Here is a 24,837-nt window from a genome sequence, read left to right on the forward strand (position 1 = left end):
TTAAATTAAACTTTTTCTACTAATCCTTTAAATTTTGGATAATTGACTTTAAAACCGTCATCTAAGTCAATTTCAATTTGTTGATCCGCCATATGGCGTAATTTTTCATCATAAGCCACTAATTCAGCTAACTGCTTTTCAACAGTTTTCATTTCTTTTCTTGCTCTATTCAATTCTGTCGTACTTGCATCACTATTTAAAATTTGATCCAAATCAATTTTTCTTGTTTCTAATCGTTGTTGGACATCGTGTAAATACTCCGTACGGATACGAGAAATCGTTGTTTTGTCATAACGATGCATATATATAAAGCAGTTAAATGCATTCTCTCTACCAGAAGTAAACTTCCAATAAATCGGACGTCTTCCACTACCGGTCACACTATACATTTTCGCATGATCTTTAAAGAAATCTTTTAAGAAGTAATTGTGAATAGTGTCTCTTGATGATTCATTCTTTTTTTGACCCAATGCTTCAGCAATAAAATTAAGGTTTTCTTCAAGCGTTTCTTTGCCATAGACTGTTTCAACAAATTCAATAAATCGATTGACCAAATCATCTTCTAAAAAGACATCCGAAGTAATTGGAATAATATTATCTTCAACTACACTATATGTTTCATATCTAGAAGCATCAAACTCTCCACCAGCATAGACTAAACCTTCTTCATCTAAAGAATAACGACCAAACATACACCCTACTGCATAAGAAATAAACTGTTGAATGACATCTTTTTTCGTCAGTACATATTGATTTCCTTTAATTTCTTCAGGAATATCTTTAGTTTCGTTATATATTTTGGTAATCGTAACATCTCGAGGACTAACTTCAGCAGTCAATTCATCTTGTAAACCATATATATCAATAAAGATACGATTTAACTCTTCTTCATTTTCTTTAAGTTGCTTAAAACTATCATCTGTTATTTTAATCCAAATATTATAGCTATCTTCAATTAATAGTGACTTTTTCTGGTATTTCAATAAATGTAACTCTTTAAAATTCCAAGAAGTCTCTACAGAATTCCAATCTTCCATAGATAGTTCGACATTTTCTAACGACATTTCTTCAACCTTTTCTTCAGTAGAGTTATTTAAAATTACAACCGGTAATTTACTAACTGTTCCTGCTCCATAATTTAAAGTTGGATTTAAATACTCTAAAAGTTTACTTGCAACTATTGAGTTCATAAAGGCTAGATACAAATGGATTTTCTTTGGGAACATAGATGAGCCAGCAGAGTCGAACAAAGCACCATAATCAGAATATCTAGCACTTGTAACTGAAGAAGTAAGAGCATTCCATGTTATATGATCTTTAAAGAATAAATATTTACTTCGAAGATTTGCTTTTGTTTTTTTTAAAATTTTACCATCATTTTCCCATAAAATTAACATGGAATTATTTCCATACCATCTTCTAAAATCCCCACCTTTATCGTAAGGTACCCATTTTTTGTTGTTTTCAATAGTATCCTCTCCTCTTCTAAGGTAGAGGCCTACATCTTCAAAATTAACTTCGTACCAATGTCGTAAATATAGATCATTATTCCCTGTATCACTCCCTTTTTTGACAGGGAAGTCAGAACCAATAGGCGAATTATTAAACACTTTAACTGCTTCTTCTGTAGCCCAATAGGCTACCGGGCTTCCTGGAAGCTTTTTAAAATTCTTTTGATTGAAAGTATAGCGGTATGTAACATTTGGATTTTCTATTGCTTCTTTTGCTTTTATTGGCTGTTGTTTTGCTCCTACAAAATCCGATAATCGAATATATTCTCCAGGAATAACTTTAGTGTTGTTACGTAGTGTAAACGTACAAATAGGAACAGTAGCTCCTTCAAATCCAGAATATTCAAGTTGAATCAAACTACTAATTGTGGAATCTGCTATCAGTTTAGTTCTTAGTTTTTCATGGGAGGATATAAACATCCAGACGAAAGGACTCATGAAACCTACATGCCCATTTTCTTTAGTAAAACTAATACTCGAAATAATAAATGAAGAAAACAAATCAGTTTTTACATTATCATAATGTCTCGCTAAATATTTTTTAGTAGCGGACGTCTGATACTTTCTCGCTAAATATGGAGGATTTGTTATATATATATCATAAGTATTTGAGAGTATTTTTGATTGCTTTACTAGAGTTTCAAACCTGTCAACGACTTTATCATAAATACCAATCTCTAATAGATTCAATTCAGAATTTCTAATTTTTTTAAGTCTTTCTTCTAAAAAAATTGCATCAAAATCTTCAATTATTAAAAGTGACCCTATTTCTTTGGCGTACTCAAATTTCTTTATAAATGTATGCACCTTATCGTAGCTATTACCTTCATTTTCGCCAGCAAGGAATTGAATATCTTCTTTTGTAAAATCACTTGTCCCTTCTATTGCTACTAAATTTAGTTTGAGACCATTTCGTTCAATATCTCGAAGTAATCCATTATTAAATTTCATACCCTTCATAACAACAGAAAAAGCTGCAAGTTGATATGCTCGCTCGTCAATGTCTAATCCATATAAATTATTTTCAATAATTAGGCGAGGAATTTCAAGATTCGTATAGCCCTGTTTGATATAGATTTCTCTAAGAACTTCAAACATATAGACTAATATATGTCCACTACCCATTGCCGGATCAATACACTTTAAATCTTCTACTTTTAACTCGCTATCAACTAGTTTATCTAACTCTTCTTGTTCTTCCACTGAAGGATTCGTGTTTTCTAAGTAATATTCCCAGTTATCAATTAAGTCTCTGTCTTCAGGATGAGCTTCCACCCATTGCTTACCAATGGTGTTTTGTACCATATAGCGAACAATCCACTCTGGCGTAAATAATTGGGTAACTGCTGGGATTTCATCAGGTTTATACGCTTTTTTAGCACTTATTAATCGTTCATTTTCTTCAGAAATATAATATTGGTATAACCAACCGATGATTTCTACTTCATACCAATCTTCCTCAGGAAATACTTCCGTGTTTGTCATTTTTCGTACAAATGAATCCGTATTTAATAAACCTTCTGGGAAGAGGATTTCAGTATAATCTTCAATTGTACCGAACATGAATGGTAAATAATCGTTTAAGTCATTACAGTGAGCGATAATCAAGTATTTAAATAGCTCATCATCATGATTATTTAATTTCATTTCATACACTTTTTCATTGTCGATATCTAGACCAAGAGATAAAGCTTCCTTCATCATATCCGGTTCAATTCCACCATCTAAAGAAGATAAAACACGAACTCTAGTTGGTAAGTAATCATTGACCTCCATAAATCGCAAAGCCACAAATCGGTTGAACCAAGTATAAGCTGCTTCCTCCATCACTTGTTCAAAACTGGTTTCATCGATTCGGCGAATTAGTTTGTTTCTTTGAACTCTTTCTTCTTTTGATAAATGCTGCCCATTAATAATTAAAGCATCTGAACTTTCTACACTAGCATCTTTTATACTATCTTTAGTAACGCCAATTTTTCTAGCTTGAAGAGCTACTTTTTCAAGTAGCTCTCTTCGCGCTTCAACTGCAAATGTTTTTAATTTTCCTTGATTCATGAAATCATCCTTCTAATCTATTATTTCAATAACCTGGTTCATTTGAATACTTCGTTTTAGTTCTTGAGATAAGTCACTTAAGTAAGCTTCAATGTCTTGCTCATTTTCTATTCTAATTGGCTTTACAAGATCTGAAATTCTCACTTGCTGAATTGGTTTAGGTTCCGAAACAGTTACTCCTGAATCTTTCTTTTCGTCATTATTTTGACGATAAGCATCTACTTCTTGTCTGATTATACCTTCATATTTATCTTTCGCATCACTACTGTAAACTGTCAAAGCATCCACTCGGTGAATATCATTAGTCTCTTGAATTTGATTCAAATAGTTTATCCAAATGTTATTAATTTTTTTAAGTGTTTGTTCAGAAACTCCCTCTTGGTTGCTGTATTGTTTCACACGATCAAAGTTATCTTGAATTCTTTCTTTTGCTTTAATTTGTCGCTCTCTTAAAATTTCATCAAATGTTGAGTTAAAGTTATCTTTTAATTCAGGGATTTTTCTAATCTCTGAGTAAGGAATAGGATTTTCTATGATTTTCTCTAATTCTCGCACGCTATTGTCGATCGTCTCGTTCGCTTCATTCTCAAAGAACGATTGATTCTGTTCGTAACGATTTAATATCTCTAAACCATCATCAAATAGTTTTTTTTGATTAGAGTCAAAGAAGCCTTTAACATATTCCAGATCTTCGTCCCACATTATTAATTCTTCTTCCATCTCAACCAATTTTTTAAAATAAGTTAGATTGTCTAATCGATTAGTAAAGTGACCAAAGAGTTCGAGCCCTTTTTCTAGTAAACTAAACCCTGGATATTTTTTATTCGTGTACATTTGTTTGTAATTATTAATTTCAGTTATTTTATCATTGATTAACTCTTGAATACCTAACATCATACCGTCTTCATCTTGCGGTAGACTTACTGTATCAAACAGACTTCTTGCGATACGTCTTACTTTAGATATTAAGACACTATCTACTTTTTCGCGTTTAAGAATGATGCCTTTTGCACTTTCTATATCGTTCGTAAAAACATCCATTAATTCTTTTTGAGACTCTTGTGTATTTAAGTAAAAGGTATTGTATCGTAAGCGGATCTTCTCATCTTTGAGCAAATCAACTAACATGCCTGCAATATCCAATTCTTTCCAACCAAAGGGAACGGCTCCAAAATGTTCATACAATGATTTAACAAGAATTTGTTTACTCATTTGAGTTTGTAATTCAATGTATTGTTCAATCTCATTCATTGCTGCTCTATTCGGATAAGTAGAGTCATCCAATTCTAACGATAATGATCCTGTATCATTTGTAGTAATTTTGAGCTTTAAATCTCTTTCACTGTCAATGTGGTATTTCACTAAACTTAATTTGTTGTAGGTATTTTCCACGAGATAAGATAAACCATTATTGATACGTTCGCGGGCTGTTGAACCGTTTATAGTAAGATTTTGACCATTCGCAAAGAAATCAGCCTCTTTTACAGCTGTTTCTAGTAAGTCTCTTACTCTACGTCTACGTTCACGGACCTCTACTTGCTTATTATTCAGTATGTTTTGTTTGGTTTCAGACAAATTATTTGGATTTCGACGTCTACGATATTGTTCAATCTTCAGAACTTCTTCCATTTCTTCAATGTATGAAGCGTCTCCACCTAATCGAACAATTAAGTCTCGCGAATTCATTGATTCCATTTGTAATTCTTGGTCTTCCACATCACTTGAAGAAATTGCCGATAATACAGTTAAACTGATGCTAGCTGTTTGTCTACCATGCTTGACTGTGTCGAGTATTTCATTAAAATCGAAATGGTAGTGATTTGAAAATCGGAATTTTTTCTCTGGAAAAATATCTTCAAATAGATACTCTGAAAGTGAATGAATAATGTCCATTTCATCAACAGACATACTTTGAATTTCACGGTTGATGTCTTGTTCTTCATCGGTTAAGAAGATAAAATGTTCACCATTCTTTTGAATTAATCGTTCTTGTCGAAGCTTGTTTAAAGATTCCGTCAGCTTTTGCTTAAGTACTGTTTTATCTTCGTTCACATTCGTTAGCATTAAAGTAGCTATATTATCAATGTTTCCAGGAATCTCTTCGATATATTTAATCATAAAGAGTACTTTTAACAAATTCACATGGAATTCATCATCAGCTAAATTGGGATTATTTGTTGCACTATTAATCACTCGAGTGATCGTAGGATTTAAAAATTCACTCATCGTATTATAGAATGCATAAAGAGGGATTAGCACTCCTTCTTCTTCATTTCCATATTGTTGTGCTGCTTCTTGATATGCTGATAAGAGTGAACGTTCACCTTCAGAAAGGTGTTTACCTGATGAACCATGTTTTCTTACTTGCTCAAAGATGTTTTGTAATAACTTAAATTGATAAGGGACAAATGGATAATCTTGTGCAAACTCTATTCCATCATTATATCCTCTATAATTTCCTGGTGTATCTCTAAAGCTAATAAGGTTATTTAAAATTGGACCTTGTTCTGGATATACCGCTTGCAGTCGCTCTGTTACTGCTGGTTTTTTATCTAAAATTCTTTTCTTAATCACTTCATCTGCAGAAGTTGATGACAATGAAAGTCTTGTATCAAATCGACCTTGAATTCTCGAAAAATCGTCACCTTTTACTTTGATCACATCATCGATACTTTCTTGTGAAGTAACAAGAACCCAAACTTTACCTAAAGAAGTCGCCCCCAGACTTTCTACTACTGTCTGAAGATTCAGCATTAGGTTTCGATTGTCACCTATGTATTGACCAATTTCGTCAACTAAAAATACTAGATGGAAATTATTATCTTTACTGTCAACAAATTCTTTCACTTCCTGCGCAAATGATTCGATGGTAAGGTCATCTGCTTGATCCACTCTCTCGTACCAATTTCTAGCACCGTCTACCGACATATTCGAAGCATGAGCAAGCGATTGAATAATTTCTTCTCCTCTAAAGTAGAAATTACTTTGATTTCCTATCCAAGATTCATTGGCCAGTTCTGCATATTTTTCTTTGAATACTTCAAAATTACCTTCATCATCCAAGAATTTTTCCATTCTTGAAATAGCTGTGTTATCACCATAATAGCCTCGGTGTTCATCAAAAACTTTTTTAAACACTCGAAGAATCGCATCTCTACTTGTATAGTTTGTATTACTCTTTGCATCAATGTTAAATAATATAGTATCTGTTTCAACAGAAGCTGCTTTTTCCATCAAAGCATAAACCATTGGATCATTTATTTTCTCTTCAAAAAAATCAACAGGTTTTTTACCATGTACAGGTTGGTTATTTAATAAGTATGACAGAATTTTAAGGAAGTGAGATTTACCGGAACCAAAGAATCCACTAATCCAAACGCCCATTTTATCTGTTGGTTGATCAACACTTCGAGCATAGTTTTCATAAAAATGTGAAAAGTGTTTCTTCAACTCTTTAGTGACTACATACTCATCCAATTCTTGATAGACTATCTCTTCATCTCTTTGTTGTACCTTTACTACGCCACGAATATCTCGATTTATATCCTTTAAAAACATATCTTTTATTATCAAAGCTGTTCCTCCTTAAAGTCATCGACTAACCGAAATGCACGGTAGTAGTTTTCTGCTTCTAATTTATTAAATAATTGTAAATCTTGTCCATTATATTGACCTGGGTAGAATAAAATGACAGGCGTTTTATCTTCTAGAATATCTTGAAGATTATTTAAGATGTTGTGTGTTCGAACAATTGGATAAATTTGACCAACTCCAGTTATAAAAAGAACATTATGGTCACCAATTTCCTTTTTAATTTTCTCTAAAAATATTTCTGGTCTTGCGAAAGTCGTTAAGGCACGATATAAAAATTCTTTGCCTTCTTTTTCTTCCATTTCAAAGATTTTATCGTAAATATTCTTTTCTTTTGTGATGTCTAAAAACATTTCATACAGATTAAATTCAATAATCCGCCGATTATGATGGGAAAATTTAAAATAATCATTGATTAGATAATCGACATGATCCCGCACTTTTAACTCATCTTTTGGATCATAATCAAAAATATAAAAGCTAAGTTCATTTCCAAGTCCTCGACCGTCAATGAAAGTCTCTTCATGAATTTTATCTTTGATTAGATCCAATCTTTTATCTATGTTTCTCATAAAGTCTATCCTTCCATTGCTTCGATATATTTTTTGTCCCCGATTTTAATTAAATAATCTCGTAATAAATCATCCATTTGTACTGGAATCAAATCTGTTGAACTTAACTTAGTTAAATAGCCTATCTCAATTAGAAGACGATTATATGAGCTTTTTAAGCGCTTCAATGTTGACTCACTCCAATTTGCTAACTGCTCATTTTCATCTGCCTTTTCATTAAAAAAGATATTTATATCTTTTCTTTCATAAATCAAATCGTTATTTTGAAGTTTGTTTTTTATCAATTCATCCATAAATTCATAGAATAACAGGTCTGTTTTCATAATGGCATAGAAATTTATTTGTTTAGCCATTTGATTCGACTCTTCTAAAACATATTGTCGTAATTGATCGTTTAGTGCTCTTGCTCGTTTTAATATATATGGAAAACTTCTAGTTGTACTCGATGCTTTTTGTTGAAATAAATTTTCTTCAAATACTTTTTTTCTAATCTCTTCATCTGTTAATCCTTCTTCTATGAGACTAACTGTCACTTTAAATTCATAAAATCTAAAGCCAGCACCTGTTAAAGTTGTTGAATATACTTTATCTGTCATGGTGTAGTTATCTCCTCAGTATTAAAGTCAATAATTTTAGAAACAACGGCTAAACGATTTTTTCCGCATTGTTGTTTTATAATGGTAGTATAATCATTATCCTTTATAATTTTATCTTGATTATTCTCATAGATCATTTTTACATCTTCTTCTAACTCTTCATCTGACAATTTATCTATCCAATAGTAATCAACTATTTCGTTGATTACAGCCGCTACTTCTCGTTGAGTACGATAAAACTTCTTCACTTCCACAGAATCACCTCTGTTTTATTAAATTCTTACTTTTATTATACTTTAGATACACTTAATTATCCATTTCTTTTAAATAGATCTAGAAAATCGTTAAAGAGAATTAATTTAACCATTCAGTCACTTTTACCACTTCCTATAAAAATAATTTTAATAATATTTTATGATGAGCATTTAGAGTCGATTTCAGCTTATAGCCAAGGTAATAGTACACTTCAAGGTCTCTTAATGCTTCTCTCAATAACCGCATTTAGGTCTTTATTTATGCACATACTTCGTAAATAAAAAAACAAAACACACCTAGTACTGAACAAAAAATCCAGAGTTTAGGAGTGTATTCTTTTACTAAAATTCTATTTAAAAATAATATTCATTCAACAATTTTAACAATTCAGTGTCATCTCTTAAACAAGCTAACTCATTGCCTTCTTTTATCCCATTAATCAATGTAGTCAAGAATAATTCACCCATAGGCGTTATCTCGTATTATTTTAAATGTCTGTATAGAGGCGATTTATTGAGAGCCCACTTGTTTTCATTGCTGGAATCATAGACATCAATAATTCAATAAATCTTGCTTAAATACGCCAATTCAAATTAGGACACCTAAAAGTTATAATCCCATAAATCATATAATTTGAAGTTTTATTTCCTATACATATCTAATATTCCTACAAGATCTTCAAAATTATCTTCCGTTATTTTCCTATATCTAGAAAATATAATGTTATTAATTTTAGAAACTAACTCATCTAGATCTTCTGATAGCATATCTAACTCTTTAACATCATAATCAATGTATTTGAAATTTTCTAAAAACACTTCAATATATATAATATAAATCTCATCAAGGCTATATTGTCTAAGCATACTAATTAAATGATTATTTCGCGCTCCCGAGTCCGCCTATTCGCCAATTAAAACCACCCCTGTTTTTGAAGCAAATACGCTCTTTAAGGCAACCAATTCGCACTTCAAGTCCACTTAATCGTTTCTTTTGTGTATAGTAAGTTTAGAAGTTGAATACTTCTAAAAAATACATGAAGAAGGCTATTTTTTATGTCCAGAAAAATTCCATGATTCCGTAAAGTTTATTTCGTAAGCTTTTTTATTGTAAAGAGGGGTTTATTTATAGAAGCAAAAAATAAAAAGTTTATTCGTTTAGATTACAATAGATTTTCTAGGGTTATTGAAAGAATCCAACACTTATGAACACTTTCAGCAAATAATAAATATTATTGGACTGGACAAGGTATTTCTGATATTTTCATTGCATTAAAATAAATAGAACATGAACTTAGTTGGTTCTTTAAGCGCTAAATCATTTTATGATTGTTCAGAATTTGAATATATGCAAATTTTTTTCTCGTTATTTTAGAGAATTTGAAATAAGAAATGCTTTTTTATAAGTACCTAATTCATCATTTAAATTTATACAAAAAAACACTTCCCAAATAAATGGAAAGTGTTTTTGAAATTCTGTATAAAAACGAATTAACGTTTTGAGAATTGTGAAGATTTACGTGCTTTCTTACGACCTGGTTTTTTACGTTCAACCATACGTGAGTCACGTGTTAATAATCCAGCTTGTTTTAATGGAGCGCGGAAGTCTGGGTCTACTTCTAGTAACGCACGAGCGATACCGTGACGAGTTGCGCCAGCTTGTCCTGCATAACCACCGCCATCAACGTTTACATAAACGTCATAAGCGCCTTCCGTTGCTGTTGCAGCGAATGGTTGGTTAATCACTTCACGCAAGTCTGCGTGTGGAATATATTCTTCGATTTCTTTTTTGTTCATCACAATTTTACCTGTACCTGGTACTAAGCGTACGCGTGCTACAGATCTTTTACGACGGCCTGTGCCGATGTATTGTACTTTAGCCAATGAATTTCCCTCCTTAGATTAAGTTCGTAATGTCTAATACTTCTGGTTTTTGAGCTTGGTGTACGTGGTTTTCGTCACCATACACATGTAATTTAGACAATTGTTGACGTCCTAAAGTGTTTTTAGGAAGCATCCCTTTTACTGATGTTTCAATTAATTTACGTGAGCTCTTGTCGCGTAAAGCACCAGCTGAGATAGACTTTAATCCACCTGGGAAACCAGTGTGATGATGATACATTTTATCACTTGCTTTATTACCTGTTAATTTTACTTTATCAGCATTGATTACAATTACAAAATCTCCAGTATCCACATGAGGTGTGAATGTTGGTTTGTTTTTACCACGTAGTATAGATGCTACAACTGCAGATAAGCGTCCCATAGGAACATCAGTTGCGTCGACTACGTACCATTTACGTTCTACTTCGCCAGCTTTGGCCATATATGTTGTACGCACGTTGTTTTCCTCCAATTTTAAGTCTGATGTTTGACAAACACAATAAGTTTCCGGGGCTCATCGTGGGGCAAACAATACCATTTACCATATTAACGTGAAAAGACGATTATGTCAATGTTTTATTATCATTTTTTCCGGCTTTTTTTGTTTCATACGACACATTCATCAAATACAACCCCTCCGGATGTGCCGTCGGTCCTGTTAACGACCGATCTTCCGTCAATAACGCCCGTCGGATGTTTTCTTCTGGCAAACGGTCATTGCCGATTTTCAACAATGTTCCTACGAGTATACGCACCATTTTATAAAGAAAGCCATTGCCACGAAAGACAAATAACAGCTCTTGATTCGCCTCGTCATGTTCAATACGTGCTTCATAAATCGTCCGTGTCTTATCTTCTACCGCACTGCCTGTCGCACAAAAAGATGAAAAATCATGTGTGCCTAAGAGGTCACGGGCTGCGCGTTGCATTTTTTCAATATCTAATGGATAAGGATAATAGCTCGTATAAAATCGTTTAAATGGGTTACGCGGTTTGCCGATGTCAACACGATAGTGATATGTTTTTTCTACGGCATGGTAACGGGCGTGAAAATCATCTGCGACTTGTTCTAGCGAGAGCACCGCAATATCTGGAGGTGTCTGCGTATCAAGTGCATGGCGAAACTTTTCTGCTTCGCGTTCTTGCGGATAGTCAAAATGAATGACCTGTCCTTGTGCATGTACGCCTGCATCCGTGCGACCAGACGGATGGATAGTAATCGGCTGTTGATTATTAAGCTTTTTAAGTGTTTTTTCAATTTCGGCTTGAACAGTATGCGCATTATCTTGTGTTTGAAAACCATGATAGTGTGTCCCATCGTAGGCAATAACTGCTTTGTAGCGAACCATCTCGGTTACTCCCTTCTTTTCAAATAAAAACTTGTCCAAGCATGACTTGGACAAGTCTTGTTGTTTTATTGACGCACGTATAGTAGTGCGACAGTTAATAAGGCAAAGACAATGACACAGACGGTATCTGGCCAACGCCATTGAAGCACACGATACTTCGTCCGTCCTTCGCCACCTTGATACCCACGGGCTTCCATCGCAATCGCAAGTTCTTCTGCACGATTAAAGCTGCTAACAAAAAGTGGAATTAAAAGCGGCACGATAGCCCGCATCTTGTCCATTAGATTTCCTTCGCCAAAATCAACACCACGCGCACGTTGCGCATTCATAATCTTCTCGGTTTCGTCCATTAAAGTTGGAACGAAGCGTAACGCAATCGAGAGCATGAGTGAGACTTCATGTGCTGGAAAGCGAATCGCTTTTAGCGGTCGTAATAAATACTCGATCGCATCTGAAAGCGATAAAGGCGGTGTACTGAGTGTCAACAAGGTCGACATAAAAATAATGAGTACAAAGCGTGAGAAAATAAAAATCGCATTGAGCACACCAAATTCAGTAATCGACAAGACGCCCCATTGCCAGTATACCTCACCACCGCGTGTAAAGAAGAGTTGTAGCATGACGGTAAAGAGGATTAACCATAATAGTGGTTTGACCCCCCGGATAAAGAAACGCATGCTGACTCTTGAAAGTAAAATCGCAACTAACGTAAAAGCAAACATTAAGAAGTAAGAGGCAAAGTTATTACACAGGAAGATAATCCCGATAAAGTAAAAACTAGCTAAGAGCTTCGCACGTGGATCCATACGGTGAATAACGGAATCTCCTGGAATATAACGACCAAAAATGAGTTTATCCATCATGATAAATCACCTACTTTGCTACGATTATCTTGAGCAAGCATGGTAACGAGCTCTGAGGTTGTCAGTGGTAAGCGGTCTAATTGCCAGCCTCTTTCCACGAGTTTGCTTGCAAAATGAGTCGCTGTTGGAACGCCTAGTTGCTTAGACTCTAACCACTGGACATCTGAAAAGACGTCATGTGGTAAACCTTGCTTAATGACCGTTCCTTTTTCTAAGACGACCACATAATCAGCATAGTCGGCAACGTCGTCCATCATATGTGTCACTAATACGATGGTCATGCCTTCTTCACGATGTAAACGGGCAAACATCTGTAGCATTTCTTGACGTCCTTGAGGGTCTAGACCTGCAGTAGGCTCATCAAGAACTAAGACGGAGGGTTTCATCGCCAAAACACCTGCAATCGCCACACGACGCATCTGACCGCCTGATAGCTCAAATGGAGAACGTTCTAGATAGTCTTCGCTTAATCCGACGAGTTGCAGCGACTCTTTTACCAAAGCCAGTGCTTCTTCCTCCGTCTTTCCAAAATTCTTTGGACCAAACGCAATATCTTTTGCGACCGTTTCTTCAAATAGCTGTGCTTCAGGAAACTGGAAAACAATCCCGACTTGTTGGCGAATAGGCTTTAAATTTTTATTATCCGTCGTCGGTGTAATACGGCGTTCTCCGATAGTCACAGTTCCTTCAGTTGGCTTAACTAGCGCATTTAAATGTTGGAGTAAGGTCGACTTACCGCTACCCGTATGGCCAACAATTGCCGTATAAGAGCCTTCTTTAATCATTAAATCGACATCATACAACGCACGATGCTCGAATGGTGTGTGAGGTTGATACGTGTAGCCTACTTGTTCAAATTGGATGTCCATAGCCACTCCACCATCCCTTCTTCCGACATATACGCTGCTGGTACATCTAAGCCGACTTTTGCCATCTCTAGTTTTAGTTTTTCGGGGAATGGTAAATCCAGCCCCATTTCGATTAGGCGTTCTCCTGCGGTAAAGATTTCCTCTGGAGAGCCTTCTTTAATAAGCTCTCCTTGTTTCATCACTAAAATTCGATTTGCATTTGCTGCTTCGTCAATATCATGGGTAATCGATATGACGGTTAATTGCTTTTCTTCTCTGAGTTTTTGAATCGTATTAATCACTTCAAACCGTCCCTTAGGATCTAACATACTAGTCGCTTCATCTAATATGATAACATCGGGACTCAGTGCTACAACGCCAGCAATGGCGACACGTTGTTTTTGTCCACCGGATAGGCGAGCGGGTTCTTTTTCGCGAAACGCTAACATTCTGACTTTTTCTAAAGAGGCTTCGACTAATGCTACCATTTCATCATGAGGGACACCTTGATTTTCTAAACCAAAAGCGACATCGTCTTCGACCGTCGCACCGACAAATTGATTGTCGGGGTTTTGAAAGACCATCCCTATTTTTTTACGAATGTTCCAAACATTTTCCTCATTCATCGGCAATCCATCTACCAAGACCGTTCCTTCTTGCGGCACGATTAAGCCATTAATCGCTTTAGCAAGTGTTGATTTTCCTGATCCGTTATGCCCGATAACAGCAATCCACTCGCCGCGATAAATGGTCGTCGAAACATTTGTCAATGCTTGTCGGTCACTATCTGGCTGGTAACGATAATTTAAGCCTTGTAACTCAATGATTGGCTCCATGCTATTCCCTCACTTATTTTAAAGGTCTTAATCCTTTTCGTATTCATATATTAAGCTTGCTAGTTGATTGAAAAAAACAAGCCAACGTTTCCGCTGGCTTGTTGACAGTTTAGCAGCTTTTCCCTAGTATAACACTATCAAAAAAGCCACAATTATTCAATCAAAGAATCCATAGATATCTTGTTTTTTATTTATTTTGTAATAGCTTCTGCCTTTAGATAAACAGACAAGGCTGCTTGTACTGCTTTTCCGACTTCAATCGGAGCTCCTTCTGCTGCTAAAACGGCTTCAAACGCACCTAAAACGTGTAAGACATTTTCACGTCGACTGCTAAAGCCCATATTCCCAATGCGCCATATTTTTCCTTTTAGTGGTCCAAAAGAAGCGGCAATTTCTACGCCAAACCAATCAAGTAAATGCACTTGAACGCGTGCAGTATCCATGCCTTCTGGTGCAATGATAGGAGTGACCGTTGCCATTTTGCTTGTACGCTCGCCATAAATACTCAAACCCATTGCCTCAATCCCCGCTTGAATCGCTCGGTCATTTAGGGCATGACGAGCATGTACTTGCGCCATTCCTTCATTTAGCATTTGACGAAGTCCTTCATGTAACGCATATATCATACTAGTTGCTTCCGTATGATGGTTGATACGTTCAGGTCCCCAGTAGCGTTGTAATTGACTAAGGTCTAAATAGTTACTGCTAATATGACGATCATTGCGCGTGTCATCGCCTAGTCCCAACTCTTTTTGATAGCGACCGTTTAGATAGTGTTCGACGCGGTCGTTATAAGTAATGAGTGATAAACCAGATGGCACACTCACACATTTTTGTGTGCCCGCAATCGCGATATCAATACCCCACTCATCTACTAAAATCGGAACACCACCATAGGTCGCTACGGTATCTACGACAAGAAAAACATCGTTTGCTTGGCAGTATGCTCCGATTTCATCTAAGGCTTGCATTTGTCCATTGGCTGTTTCGCCATGGACCATCGCCACTACTTTAGGTGATATTTCCTTTATTTTTTCAATAATCGTTGCTTGATCAAAAGGAGCCGACCAATCTTTTTCCAAATACGTAACATCCGCTTGCGCGCGTTCGCATATTTCTCCGAGTAAGTAAGCGAAACGACCATATGCTGGAACTAGCACTTTGTCACCTGGTTCGATTAAGGCGATTAATGCCGCTTCTAAGCCAGAACGAGAAGTCCCATCTATCGCGAAAGCTTGTTTATTTTGAGTGCCAAAGGGAACTTTGATCATTTCTTTCACTTCGTCCATTACCGCTAGAAAGCTTGGATCAAACTGTCCCACAACAGGTGTCCCCATCCGTCTTAAGACGGCTGGATGTACTTCAACAGGTCCTGGCGTCATAATCGTACGAATGGGTGTTTGAAAATCATGAATCATCTTAATTCCTCCTTTTTATTGATAGACTAAGCAACAACAGCTGGTTTGTCTTTACGGTTAAATATATAAAATACTGCTGTACCAATCGCTAAAATACCAACAGCTAAATAAAATGAATAGATTTTAGAGCCTGTCGCATCAGATATCCAGCCTGTTAAAGACGGCGCAATCACAGACGAGCTCATCCCAAAGAAGTTAAAAATACCTAAGGTTGTCGCAAGCCCCTTACTTGGAATATGTTCACCTAACCAAGAAATGATTAACGGTTCTACTGTTATTTTGCCAAAGAAACCATACGCAATCAACCCAAATAACAAGAGATTTTTAGACGAAGCGGCTACAGCAGTAAATAATGCAATCCCTGCTAAAATTTCTAAAACGACAATCAATTGAATTTTGCGATGAACAAACTTGTCTGCCAAACGACTAAATAATAGGGCTCCTGGTATCGCCGTGAAGAAAACTAATGAGGAAGCAAGTCCAATCGTTGTTCCTTCAAAGCCTCGTTCGGTTGCTAAGAAGTTAGGCAACCATGTATCCGTTAAATAATAGGCATAACACGTAGAAAAATAAAGTATATACACTGCAATCATTTTCGGTGCAAATATTCGCTTCATCGTCATTTTTTCTTGTGGAGCTAATGCGCTAGCTTCCGCTGATTGTTTGTCTGGTTGCTCTTCTTTACGGATAAACTTCATAAATAAGCCTAACATCACCACTACAAACGCTAAAACGACATATAACATCGTGTTCCAGTGTAACCCTAACTTCACTACTAAGTAGCTAGAAGCAATCATACCACCACCGCTACCAATAGCTGTTCCACAGTTAACAATCGCTGTGGCTAAACTCTTACGACTAGCTGGCACATATTGTCCAGTGAGAGAGTATGCCACGCCGTAGAACGTTCCACACCCTACTCCAGCCAAAACGCTTCCGATATAAACCACTAATAATGAAGGCGCTGTTGCTACAATAAGTGTCCCGACGCCAAACAAGGTAAAACCAGGGATTAAAACGGTCTTTTTACCAAAGCGATCGACTAATAACCCGGAAGGAATCTGCATTAAGACATAACCTAAGAAATAAAAGCTCGAAATAGATCCTATCTGTGAGTCGCTCGCCCCTCCAAAATGAGCACTTATTTGCGGATAAACCGGTGCTAAAGCTGTCCGGTATAACCAAATGACAACCCAACCTAATGTCATGATCATCACAATTTGTTTCCAATATTCTGTTGGTTGCTTTGTTGATTGTTTTTCTATTACCATCTCATTACCACCTTTCACTCTACTTTCTCTTCTATTGTAAAGCGTTATCATATTGGTTGCTTTATGTATTACCAACAATCTTTCGTGTGAAAACTAGCGGTTTTATACAAAAAAGGAACGCAAGAAATGACTTCTTGCGTTCCTCTAATAGTTATTTTATTTTTTAATAAACTCACCTGGGAATGTATCGATGACACCTGTTTCTTTATCATAAACAGTTGTACCACGAACGATTGTTTTCACAACTTGAGCCCCAATTTCACGTCCAATGTAAGGACTGATTTTGTTACGATACTCTAAATCTTCTGCTGCCAATGTGTAAGCATCATTACCTGAAATAAGAACAAAGTCCGCGTCTTTTCCTACTGAGATACGTCCTTTTTGATCTAAGCCAAAGCGATCAGCTGGGTTTTTCGCAATAATATCAGCAAATTGTTTCAAGCTCATACCACGTTTTTGGACACCTTCATCAAAGAGTACATCGACGTTGTTTTGTACGCCGGCAATACCGCCCCATGCTTCGAAAGCATTCTCTTTATCTTTCAAGTCTGGTGTACATGGTGAGTGGTCAGATGTGACAAATGCTATTTCATCTTTTAAGACTTTTTCCCATAGGCCGTTTTGCGCTGCTTTGTCACGGATTGGTGGTGAACATTTAACAACTGGTCCAATAGCATCTAGCTCATCTGTTTCAAAGTATAAGTAGTGTGTACATGTTTCACATGTGACGTCTACTCCTTCAGCACGTGCTTTCGATACTTCTTCTACGCCTTCTGGACAAGCAACGTGACAAATATGAATACGGCAGCCTGTTTCTTTAGCGAATAAAATCGCACGACGAATTGGCTCTACTTCGGTAAAGACTGGACGAGATTCTACATAAGCTTTTAAGGTTGTTTCGCCATTTTCATAAGCAATTTCACCTAAACGGTCAGTAATCGTAGCATTCTCAGCATGAATAGCTAGCACTTTCCCTGTTTTAGCAATTTCTTTCATTCCTGCATATAATGAGTAATCATCTGCATTCATGAAGTCGCCTTCAATTGAACGGTCTCCACATGTTGCCATGAAACATTTATAAGCAGCTACGCCACCTTCATCTAACTCTTCAATCCCTTTTGGAATATTGAATGGGACTAAACCACCAAATGATGCCACGTCCACGACTAATTTATTTTCACCTGCTGCATATTTGATATCTAAACTTTTCTTATCGACAGTCGCTGGTACTTGGTTTAGAGGCATTTCCATAAAGGAAGTCACGCCGCCTTTTGCACAAGCACGTGTTCCAGTAATATACCCTTCCCACTCATCACGATAGCTACCACCTGGATCTGTAATATGAACATGAGCGTCAACCATTCCCGGACTAACTACTAAGCCTTTTGCATCAATGACTTCTTTCGCTTCACCTAGGTTTGTTCCGATAGAGGCTATTTTTCCGTCTTTAACGGCAACATCTGTTTCGACTTCACCGTTTTCTAAAATTACTAACCCGTTTTTGATGATTAAATCATAGCTCATTTCTGTTCCTCCTAATTGTGTTTTAATTATTTAAATTTTTTTAATCCCAAATAAATTAAGAATGATAAACCTGCACCAATTAACCATGACAGACTTGAAATAATTTGAAGTGATGGAATGAATTGGCCTAACAATGAAATAACTAACGCAACGATGGTCGCAATATAGGCTTCTTTATTGACGCCTTTATATTGATTATCTGTATTATCTACTTCTGGATCCATGTAGAGCTCGTCTAAATTAAGTTTTTCTTTTAGGACAAAGAAGTATTGGGCAATCATGACCCCACCAACTGGTCCTAAAACAGCCCCAATCATATTTAAGAAAGCAAAGATACTGTCAGAATTTTCCATCAATTTCCAAGGCATGATTAAATAACTAATCACTCCGGCAATAATAACCCCTTTTTTGTAGTTGACTTTTTTAGGGAATAGAGCCGATAGTTGATACGCTGCTGGTATGATATTTCCAGTCGCATTAGTTGAAATCGTTGTCATTAATAGGACCACCATAGCTAAGATAATAGCTGGCATGCTATCCCAACGATCCACAATATTTAACACGTTCCACTCTTGTACACCGTAGTGAATAGAACCACCAATTAAAATCGCCACACTTGAAAATGCAAAAATAACATAGGCTACTAATAAACTCGCTGTTTGCCCAATCGCTTGTGCACGTGTTGATTTTGCATTTTGCGTAAAGTCAGAAGCACTTGCACCTGGACCTGCCCATACAGCTAATACTGAGTTAATAATCATTAAGTATACCAAAATTGGCGTGTAACTTTGTGTCGGTGTATTAGTTGGAGTAAAGGATAAGATATTCCCAATCCCTCCTGCGACTTTCACCGCCCAAATGGACATCCCTCCAAATACGACATAGATAAGTGGGTTTAAAATCGCTGTAAATTTATTTAATGCCCCACCTCCACCAAATCCTATCGCCATATTAATCAACCAAAAGATTGTAAATGCGATAAGTCCTGGTAAGCTAATCCCAAAGAATGAGAAGTTTCCACCAATTGTTAAAAAGCTTGGCCAAATTTTTCCGATTAAAATTAATAATGCTAATGATCCCGTATAGTTTTGTAACCCAAACCAAGCAATGGCGGCTACCACGCCTCGTAATGTTCCTGGCAGTTTTGCCCCTACATCTCCATAGGTCGAACGTAAGTGCATGGCAAATGGAATACCATATTTTGAACCTGCTTTTCCGTTATACACCATAAAAGCTGCTACTGCTAAGGCACTTAGTACAATGGCCAACATCACGTTGATTGGCGAAAGGCCTAAGAACAGAAACCCTCCTACGGCTGTATAGTTTGGGATGTTATGTACCGACCCCATCCAAAGCGTAAAGTAGTTTTTTGTATCCATATTACGTTTTTCTGCAGTCTTCGGTAAAACATCATCGTTATATCCTCGTTCACGAAGAATGGCAACTTCTGCTTCTGTCACTGCAATATCTAACCCGTTGTTTTCAGTGGCATTTGATATCTCCATTCTCTTATCCTCCTCATATATCCTCTTGTTTGTCCTGTACATCAGCTGATACTTATATTGTATACACATAGTTAAGCGTTTTCATTATCAGAAATGCTCAAATTATTTTTTGATTTGTGCAAATTGAACGAAGTTTAAGAAAACGTTATTTTAAATCAGATATTAGACATCTCTCTGACTTTTGTTTTATGTCATTACATAGTAGAATGAAGCTACAGAGAAAGAGGATGTGATAAATCATATGGCAACATTAAATGATATTTTAGCTGTGCCACGCTTTTTTGACATGACATTATTAAATAAGCATGCAAACCTTGAAAGAACCGTCGATACCATTGAAATATCTGAAACCCCTGACGTTTCTGGTTACTTACCCAAACATTCACTTCTACTGACTACAGGTATGGCTTTCAAAGACAATCCCAAAGAACTATGCGAGTTAATTCATTCATTAAATGCTCTACCTTCAGCTGGTTTAGCCATTAAATTAGGACGTTTCATCTCGGAGCTAGACCCTGAAGTGATTGCGTTTGCTGACAAATTAAATTTTCCAATTATTCAGATACCTCCAACTAAAACATTGGGTGAGGTATCGCATCAATTACTATCTTATATTTGGGATAATCACAATGAATCCATGCATTTTGCTTTGGACGTTCAACGTAATTTTTCTTCCATGATGATGAAAGGCGCATCGACTGACGCCCTTGTCAACCACCTGAGTTCCCTTATCAAACAACCCATGCTTCTAATTAACCCTTTTGGTGATATTGATACTATTAGTCGAAGAATCAAACCAGAAGATATTATCACACAAGAGACACTGAATCAGGTCGTAAAAGATGTACACACGTATCAAATCAATCCGACACAGTTACTATCTTATACGACGATTGATCGACATAACGAACCACTTGTCGCCACGTTTTATCCAGTAGGAAATAGCCACTGTCATGCGTATGTTTTAGTCATTTTTCAATCTGACCAGCTGCCTTATCCTTTTTCACAGTTAGCGATTGAACAGGCGCTTAGTGTGTTATCTTTTACAACATATAAAGATAACATGATTAAACAAGATAAACGCAATGCTAAAAAGGATTTTTTTAATAAACTCATCGGACATGATAGCGAGGTCGACCATGATGTCACGCATTGGATTGATTATGGAAAACCGTTTGGTATCATTCAAAGTCCTATTTACCAAGTCATTATCGGACGCGTTTCAATTCCCGATACTTTAGACTATCACGAAAAAGAAATTATGCAACTCACACATGAGTGGTTTGATAGTAAAATTGAAGATTATTTTAATAACGCTATTTTTATTCCAAATGGTGATCAAACACAATTAGTGATTTTACTACAGCATAAAACGACGCAAATAACGGAACAACTAGAAGCGCTACACAATGAGCTTCTAGAAAATCTGAATGTGACGGTGACGTTTGGTGTCGGAACGACTATCAAAGAGCTTTCTTTAGCACGTTTTTCTCTCAATGCAGCGAAAAAAGCACTAGAAGAATACGACCCACAACAAACAGATTTTATTTATTATTATCAAAATAGAGGGATATCGAGCTTAATTAGTGAAGTGTCAGAGGATGATATTCATTACTTCTGTACCACGACGTTAGGGCCACTCGCTTATCCAACTTCTGAAAGTAACCGAGAGTTACGCCAAACATTAAAAGTCTACTTAGACAACCAGTGTCGTATTACTGAGACTGCTGATGAATTATTTATTCATCGCAATACAGTAAAATATCGTATTAATAAATGTGATACCTTATTTGGTCAGAGTATTGAAGAGCCTTTAATCAGTTTACAACTTCGTTTAGCGCTCTTACTCTCCTCAGATAAAAACCGTTATCTAACCAACTAAAAAAAGTGATGCCTCGGCATCACTTTTTTGCTATGTGATTTAAAAGACTGATGAAAACGCTTAAATTCGCGTCAGTCCTATTTAACAAAGAACCATCTTTTTGAAGTATCATCTTAAAAATTTAGTTGTAAAAACAGCAACTAATAAATATCATTAGTACAAGTATTTTTACATTTGGGCTTTCCTTTTCATGAAATAAAGGCAAAAAATCTTAAACATAACATGAGTAAAAGCCCAGCAAAAACACAAATATATAAACATGGGATCTTGGGATAATCAATAAAATCTTGAAAATCATCTTCATCAAAGAATAATTGTTCTGTATAAAATTGTTTTATTTTTTTATATTCTTCCTTGTTTTCATAAATTTCTTTTACAAAGAGAAGCCAAATAGTTATCAAAGATACTGTAAAAATAACTAGGAATAAAAAGCTTTTTTCTGTCTTGGAGTAGAGGATTTTTCTCCATAAATTGCCACTGGGTCTATCTTTTACTTCACCATATATAAACAAAGCAACGGAAGAGCTCCACCCGAGAAATTTTAAATGTAACGATTGGTAGTTATCTTGCTTACGCTCACTTAATTTTAAAAAATCATCTTTCAACATGTTTACTTGCGCAAAATATTTATCTGTTTCTTCTTTTATAATTCTATTAAAAACTGACTTTGCACTAGACAGATCCTTGTCAGATAAATCAAATGAACCTTTTTTAACAATAAACTCACGTATTATTTTTAATCTTGTTAATAAATTTTCTTTACTTTTTATAACCCAAGAATATATTTTAAATAAATTAAAAGTTTCAATTTCGTCGAAAGATACTTGTTTTACGGCTTCTTTATCATCAATTTTGACTTTAAAAGTAAAAGTATTGTTAGCGTATTCCGTAAAATTAGATAAAAATAGTAATATATAGATGGATTGAACAAATTTAATTTTTTTAGATTTTTCATATTTTTCAAAATGATTAACTGATACACTTAAATCTTTTTTTTGCAATCCATTTATATTATTGCTTAAAATAATCTGATTAAACAGCTTGACTTCCTTAGAAAAATCCTCCAATTTTTTTATTTCATTATTTTCAAAAATGATTAACTGTCCGTCAAATTTTTTAACTTTAAGTTTATCAACAATTTTTGAAAATCTGTTACACTCATTTATATACCTATCTTCAAAAAAAAGTAGTGTAGGATGATTGAATAGCTCATTATCTTCAACGAAGGTTCTTAAGTTTTCAGGGGGACATTCCGAAAATAGGAAGGAAGTGTTCACAAAGCGACCTTTAATACCCATTTTTTAACTCCTTAGGTAATTCAGTAATAAAATCTTCATCTACTGGTAATATTATTTTACCATCCTGATATTCTATACCCTGTCTTTTTATTAGCTTGTCATAGTTTGTTGTATATATTTTTGTTTCTTGAGATATATATATAGTTTTGTTATATTCTTCTCTTATAGCTTTTTTTGATATTGAAAATTCAGTATCGATTTTTCTTGATTCATCTGAATAAATTTTATTCAAATCTTTTTCTTCAATTAATTTTTGTTCTCTTAATATTCCAGCTAAATCTACTTTGTCAAATGATTTCTTGTCAAAAATGTAATTTTCCGTTTGATCTTTTATTTCTTGAAAGTTATCTTGAGTTCTCAATATATTTGTAAATAAGTTATCTTCTTTTAATAGCTGGATTAGATCTTTTGAATTTTGGTATTCATCCCTATTCAATGATAGTTTTAAAAAACCTTCTCTCCAATATTTTGCTACAAATCTATTTTTATCAATAATTATTATTTTATTTAAATCATCCCCTAAAATACATCCCTTATAATAATTAGACTCAGTTGAAAATGATGTCTTCATTTCATAATTTTTTTCTTTATCTATAACCTCTATATTTTCTAATTTTAATAGTAAGAGTTGTTTGCTCTCTCTTTTAATGAATAGATTTCCTTCTGTAATTTGTTTATTTCTAGTTCCATCATTTTTTAATTCTGCTTTTCTTAACTCATCTGCAAATGTAACCATTTGAAAAGCGTCAGAGTTATCCTTATATTGTTTAAGAATTGAATTTTCATCTGCTCGACAGTCAATTTTTAGATGTTCTGTATTTTCTGGTGAAAAAACTTTTAAGAATACTTTATTAATATTTTGTTTATCAATTTGTTTTAGGTTCTCCTCGTAAACACTTTCATTTATCTGAAAAGCCCTTATTTCCAATTAAATACTCTCCCTCAATTTTACTATTTTATAAAAAATCACATATATCTAAGCAACAACATCTCTTATTCATCAATAATATATCATTTTATTGATGCCAAATCTACACCGATATCAACGAGTGGATAAGTAAGAACGCACAAGGATACAGATATGATATTTATCCAAAATAGCCTTTCTATTTACATATAATGTTATCTAGATACTATATTCTCTGTAACTAAAACCAAATTTCAACTTGATTTAGGTTTCTAAAGTTTTCACACGGTAAGTTTTAATATACATCGAGTAGAATTCCATTAAAAAGATTATTAAAAAAATCTCATTGAACTCCATTACAAGTTTACGTTGTGTTTCTACTAATACCGGCATTAAGATATTACACTTAATAAAGAACAATACACTTACCTAAAGTCTTAATGGTAGCTAAACTTCGTAGGAAACTTAAAAATCCTCAAGCTATGAAGAAAGAATTCGTCATTCTCTAATTAGCCTTATTTGCACAGTGAAATTGAAGCTAAAAATATACATATTAAAACCTTAAAACGATATCATATGGATTCAAATCATTTGAGAACATGAAATTAAGAATATTCATGATGAATCGCCTCATTGAAGTAAAATAAAAAAGATGAATGGAACGAGTTCCACT

Annotated in this window: 18 protein-coding genes and 1 pseudogene; 2 read left to right on the top strand and 17 right to left on the bottom strand. The window is 35.1% G+C overall.

What is annotated here, in order from left to right; all coding sequences use genetic code 11:
• Positions 1–5 precede the first annotated feature (5 nt).
• The 15 genes from pglX to allW all read right to left on the bottom strand — a co-directional run bounded on the left by pglX (position 6) and on the right by allW (position 20,077).
• Positions 6–3,566: a BREX-1 system adenine-specific DNA-methyltransferase PglX gene (gene pglX / locus CBF33_RS04665; RefSeq protein WP_126762083.1), complete on the bottom strand. Its 3,561-nt coding sequence runs from the start codon at positions 3,564–3,566 to the stop codon at positions 6–8.
• Positions 3,567–3,578: 12 nt separating this feature from the next.
• A complete protein-coding gene (gene brxC, locus CBF33_RS04670) occupies positions 3,579–7,139 on the bottom strand; it encodes a BREX system P-loop protein BrxC (protein ID WP_126762085.1) in 3,561 nt (1,186 codons plus the stop codon).
• Positions 7,136–7,729 carry a DUF1788 domain-containing protein gene (locus CBF33_RS04675; RefSeq protein ID WP_126762087.1) on the bottom strand — a complete coding sequence of 198 codons (594 nt, stop codon included), beginning with the start codon at positions 7,727–7,729 and terminating at the stop codon, positions 7,136–7,138. Before CBF33_RS04675 ends, brxC begins: the two co-directional genes overlap by 4 nt.
• A 5-nt stretch (positions 7,730–7,734) precedes the next feature.
• Positions 7,735–8,325, bottom strand: coding sequence for a DUF1819 family protein (locus CBF33_RS04680; RefSeq protein WP_126762089.1), 591 nt, complete (start codon positions 8,323–8,325; stop codon positions 7,735–7,737).
• On the bottom strand, positions 8,322–8,579 hold the full coding sequence (locus CBF33_RS04685) for a TIGR04540 family protein (protein WP_126762091.1): 258 nt from the start codon (positions 8,577–8,579) through the stop codon (positions 8,322–8,324). The genes CBF33_RS04680 and CBF33_RS04685 overlap by 4 nt, the downstream gene beginning before the upstream one ends.
• Before the next feature lie 1,491 nt (positions 8,580–10,070).
• Positions 10,071–10,463 carry a 30S ribosomal protein S9 gene (gene rpsI, locus CBF33_RS04690; RefSeq protein ID WP_126762093.1) on the bottom strand — a complete coding sequence of 131 codons (393 nt, stop codon included), beginning with the start codon at positions 10,461–10,463 and terminating at the stop codon, positions 10,071–10,073.
• 13 nt (positions 10,464–10,476) lie between these two features.
• Entirely contained in the window at positions 10,477–10,920 is a 444-nt protein-coding gene (gene rplM / locus CBF33_RS04695; RefSeq protein ID WP_023606990.1) for a 50S ribosomal protein L13, read from the bottom strand.
• Positions 10,921–11,026: 106 nt separating this feature from the next.
• Positions 11,027–11,812, bottom strand: coding sequence for a tRNA pseudouridine(38-40) synthase TruA (gene truA, locus CBF33_RS04700; protein WP_126762095.1), 786 nt, complete (start codon positions 11,810–11,812; stop codon positions 11,027–11,029).
• A gap of 65 nt (positions 11,813–11,877) precedes the next feature.
• A complete protein-coding gene (locus CBF33_RS04705) occupies positions 11,878–12,675 on the bottom strand; it encodes an energy-coupling factor transporter transmembrane component T family protein (protein WP_023606988.1) in 798 nt (265 codons plus the stop codon).
• A complete protein-coding gene (locus CBF33_RS04710) occupies positions 12,672–13,544 on the bottom strand; it encodes an energy-coupling factor ABC transporter ATP-binding protein (RefSeq protein WP_023606987.1) in 873 nt (290 codons plus the stop codon). The genes CBF33_RS04705 and CBF33_RS04710 overlap by 4 nt, the downstream gene beginning before the upstream one ends.
• Positions 13,520–14,359: an energy-coupling factor ABC transporter ATP-binding protein gene (locus tag CBF33_RS04715; protein WP_126762097.1), complete on the bottom strand. Its 840-nt coding sequence runs from the start codon at positions 14,357–14,359 to the stop codon at positions 13,520–13,522. The genes CBF33_RS04710 and CBF33_RS04715 overlap by 25 nt, the downstream gene beginning before the upstream one ends.
• A gap of 191 nt (positions 14,360–14,550) precedes the next feature.
• Positions 14,551–15,777 carry a pyridoxal-phosphate-dependent aminotransferase family protein gene (locus tag CBF33_RS04720; RefSeq protein WP_126762099.1) on the bottom strand — a complete coding sequence of 409 codons (1,227 nt, stop codon included), beginning with the start codon at positions 15,775–15,777 and terminating at the stop codon, positions 14,551–14,553.
• A 26-nt stretch (positions 15,778–15,803) separates the two neighbouring features.
• Positions 15,804–17,042: an MFS transporter gene (locus CBF33_RS04725; protein ID WP_376715786.1), complete on the bottom strand. Its 1,239-nt coding sequence runs from the start codon at positions 17,040–17,042 to the stop codon at positions 15,804–15,806.
• Between the two features lie 162 nt (positions 17,043–17,204).
• Complete coding sequence (allB, locus tag CBF33_RS04730) at positions 17,205–18,572, bottom strand: allantoinase AllB (RefSeq protein WP_126762103.1); 1,368 nt, start codon at positions 18,570–18,572, stop codon at positions 17,205–17,207.
• Positions 18,573–18,598: 26 nt separating this feature from the next.
• On the bottom strand, positions 18,599–20,077 hold the full coding sequence (gene allW, locus CBF33_RS04735) for an allantoin permease (RefSeq protein ID WP_126762105.1): 1,479 nt from the start codon (positions 20,075–20,077) through the stop codon (positions 18,599–18,601).
• Between the two features lie 241 nt (positions 20,078–20,318).
• Between allW and CBF33_RS04740 the strand changes: the two genes are divergently transcribed.
• On the top strand, positions 20,319–21,959 hold the full coding sequence (locus tag CBF33_RS04740) for a PucR family transcriptional regulator (RefSeq protein ID WP_126762107.1): 1,641 nt from the start codon (positions 20,319–20,321) through the stop codon (positions 21,957–21,959).
• A 188-nt stretch (positions 21,960–22,147) separates the two neighbouring features.
• On the opposite strand, the gene CBF33_RS04745 is transcribed toward CBF33_RS04740, so the two are convergent.
• Both CBF33_RS04745 and CBF33_RS04755 read right to left on the bottom strand, forming a co-directional pair.
• Positions 22,148–23,257 (bottom strand): hypothetical protein, encoded by a 1,110-nt coding sequence (locus tag CBF33_RS04745; protein ID WP_244919690.1) that lies wholly within the window; start codon positions 23,255–23,257, stop codon positions 22,148–22,150.
• Positions 23,247–24,185 (bottom strand): hypothetical protein, encoded by a 939-nt coding sequence (locus tag CBF33_RS04755; RefSeq protein ID WP_126762109.1) that lies wholly within the window; start codon positions 24,183–24,185, stop codon positions 23,247–23,249. The genes CBF33_RS04745 and CBF33_RS04755 overlap by 11 nt, the downstream gene beginning before the upstream one ends.
• A 457-nt stretch (positions 24,186–24,642) precedes the next feature.
• On the opposite strand from CBF33_RS04755, the pseudogene CBF33_RS09605 reads away from it, so the two are divergent.
• Positions 24,643–24,811, top strand: a pseudogene (locus CBF33_RS09605) (transposase); the annotation flags it as partial.
• Positions 24,812–24,837 lie beyond the last annotated feature (26 nt).

The sequence above is a fragment of the Vagococcus lutrae genome, from assembly GCF_003987555.1.
Taxonomy (GTDB): domain Bacteria; phylum Bacillota; class Bacilli; order Lactobacillales; family Vagococcaceae; genus Vagococcus_A; species Vagococcus_A lutrae.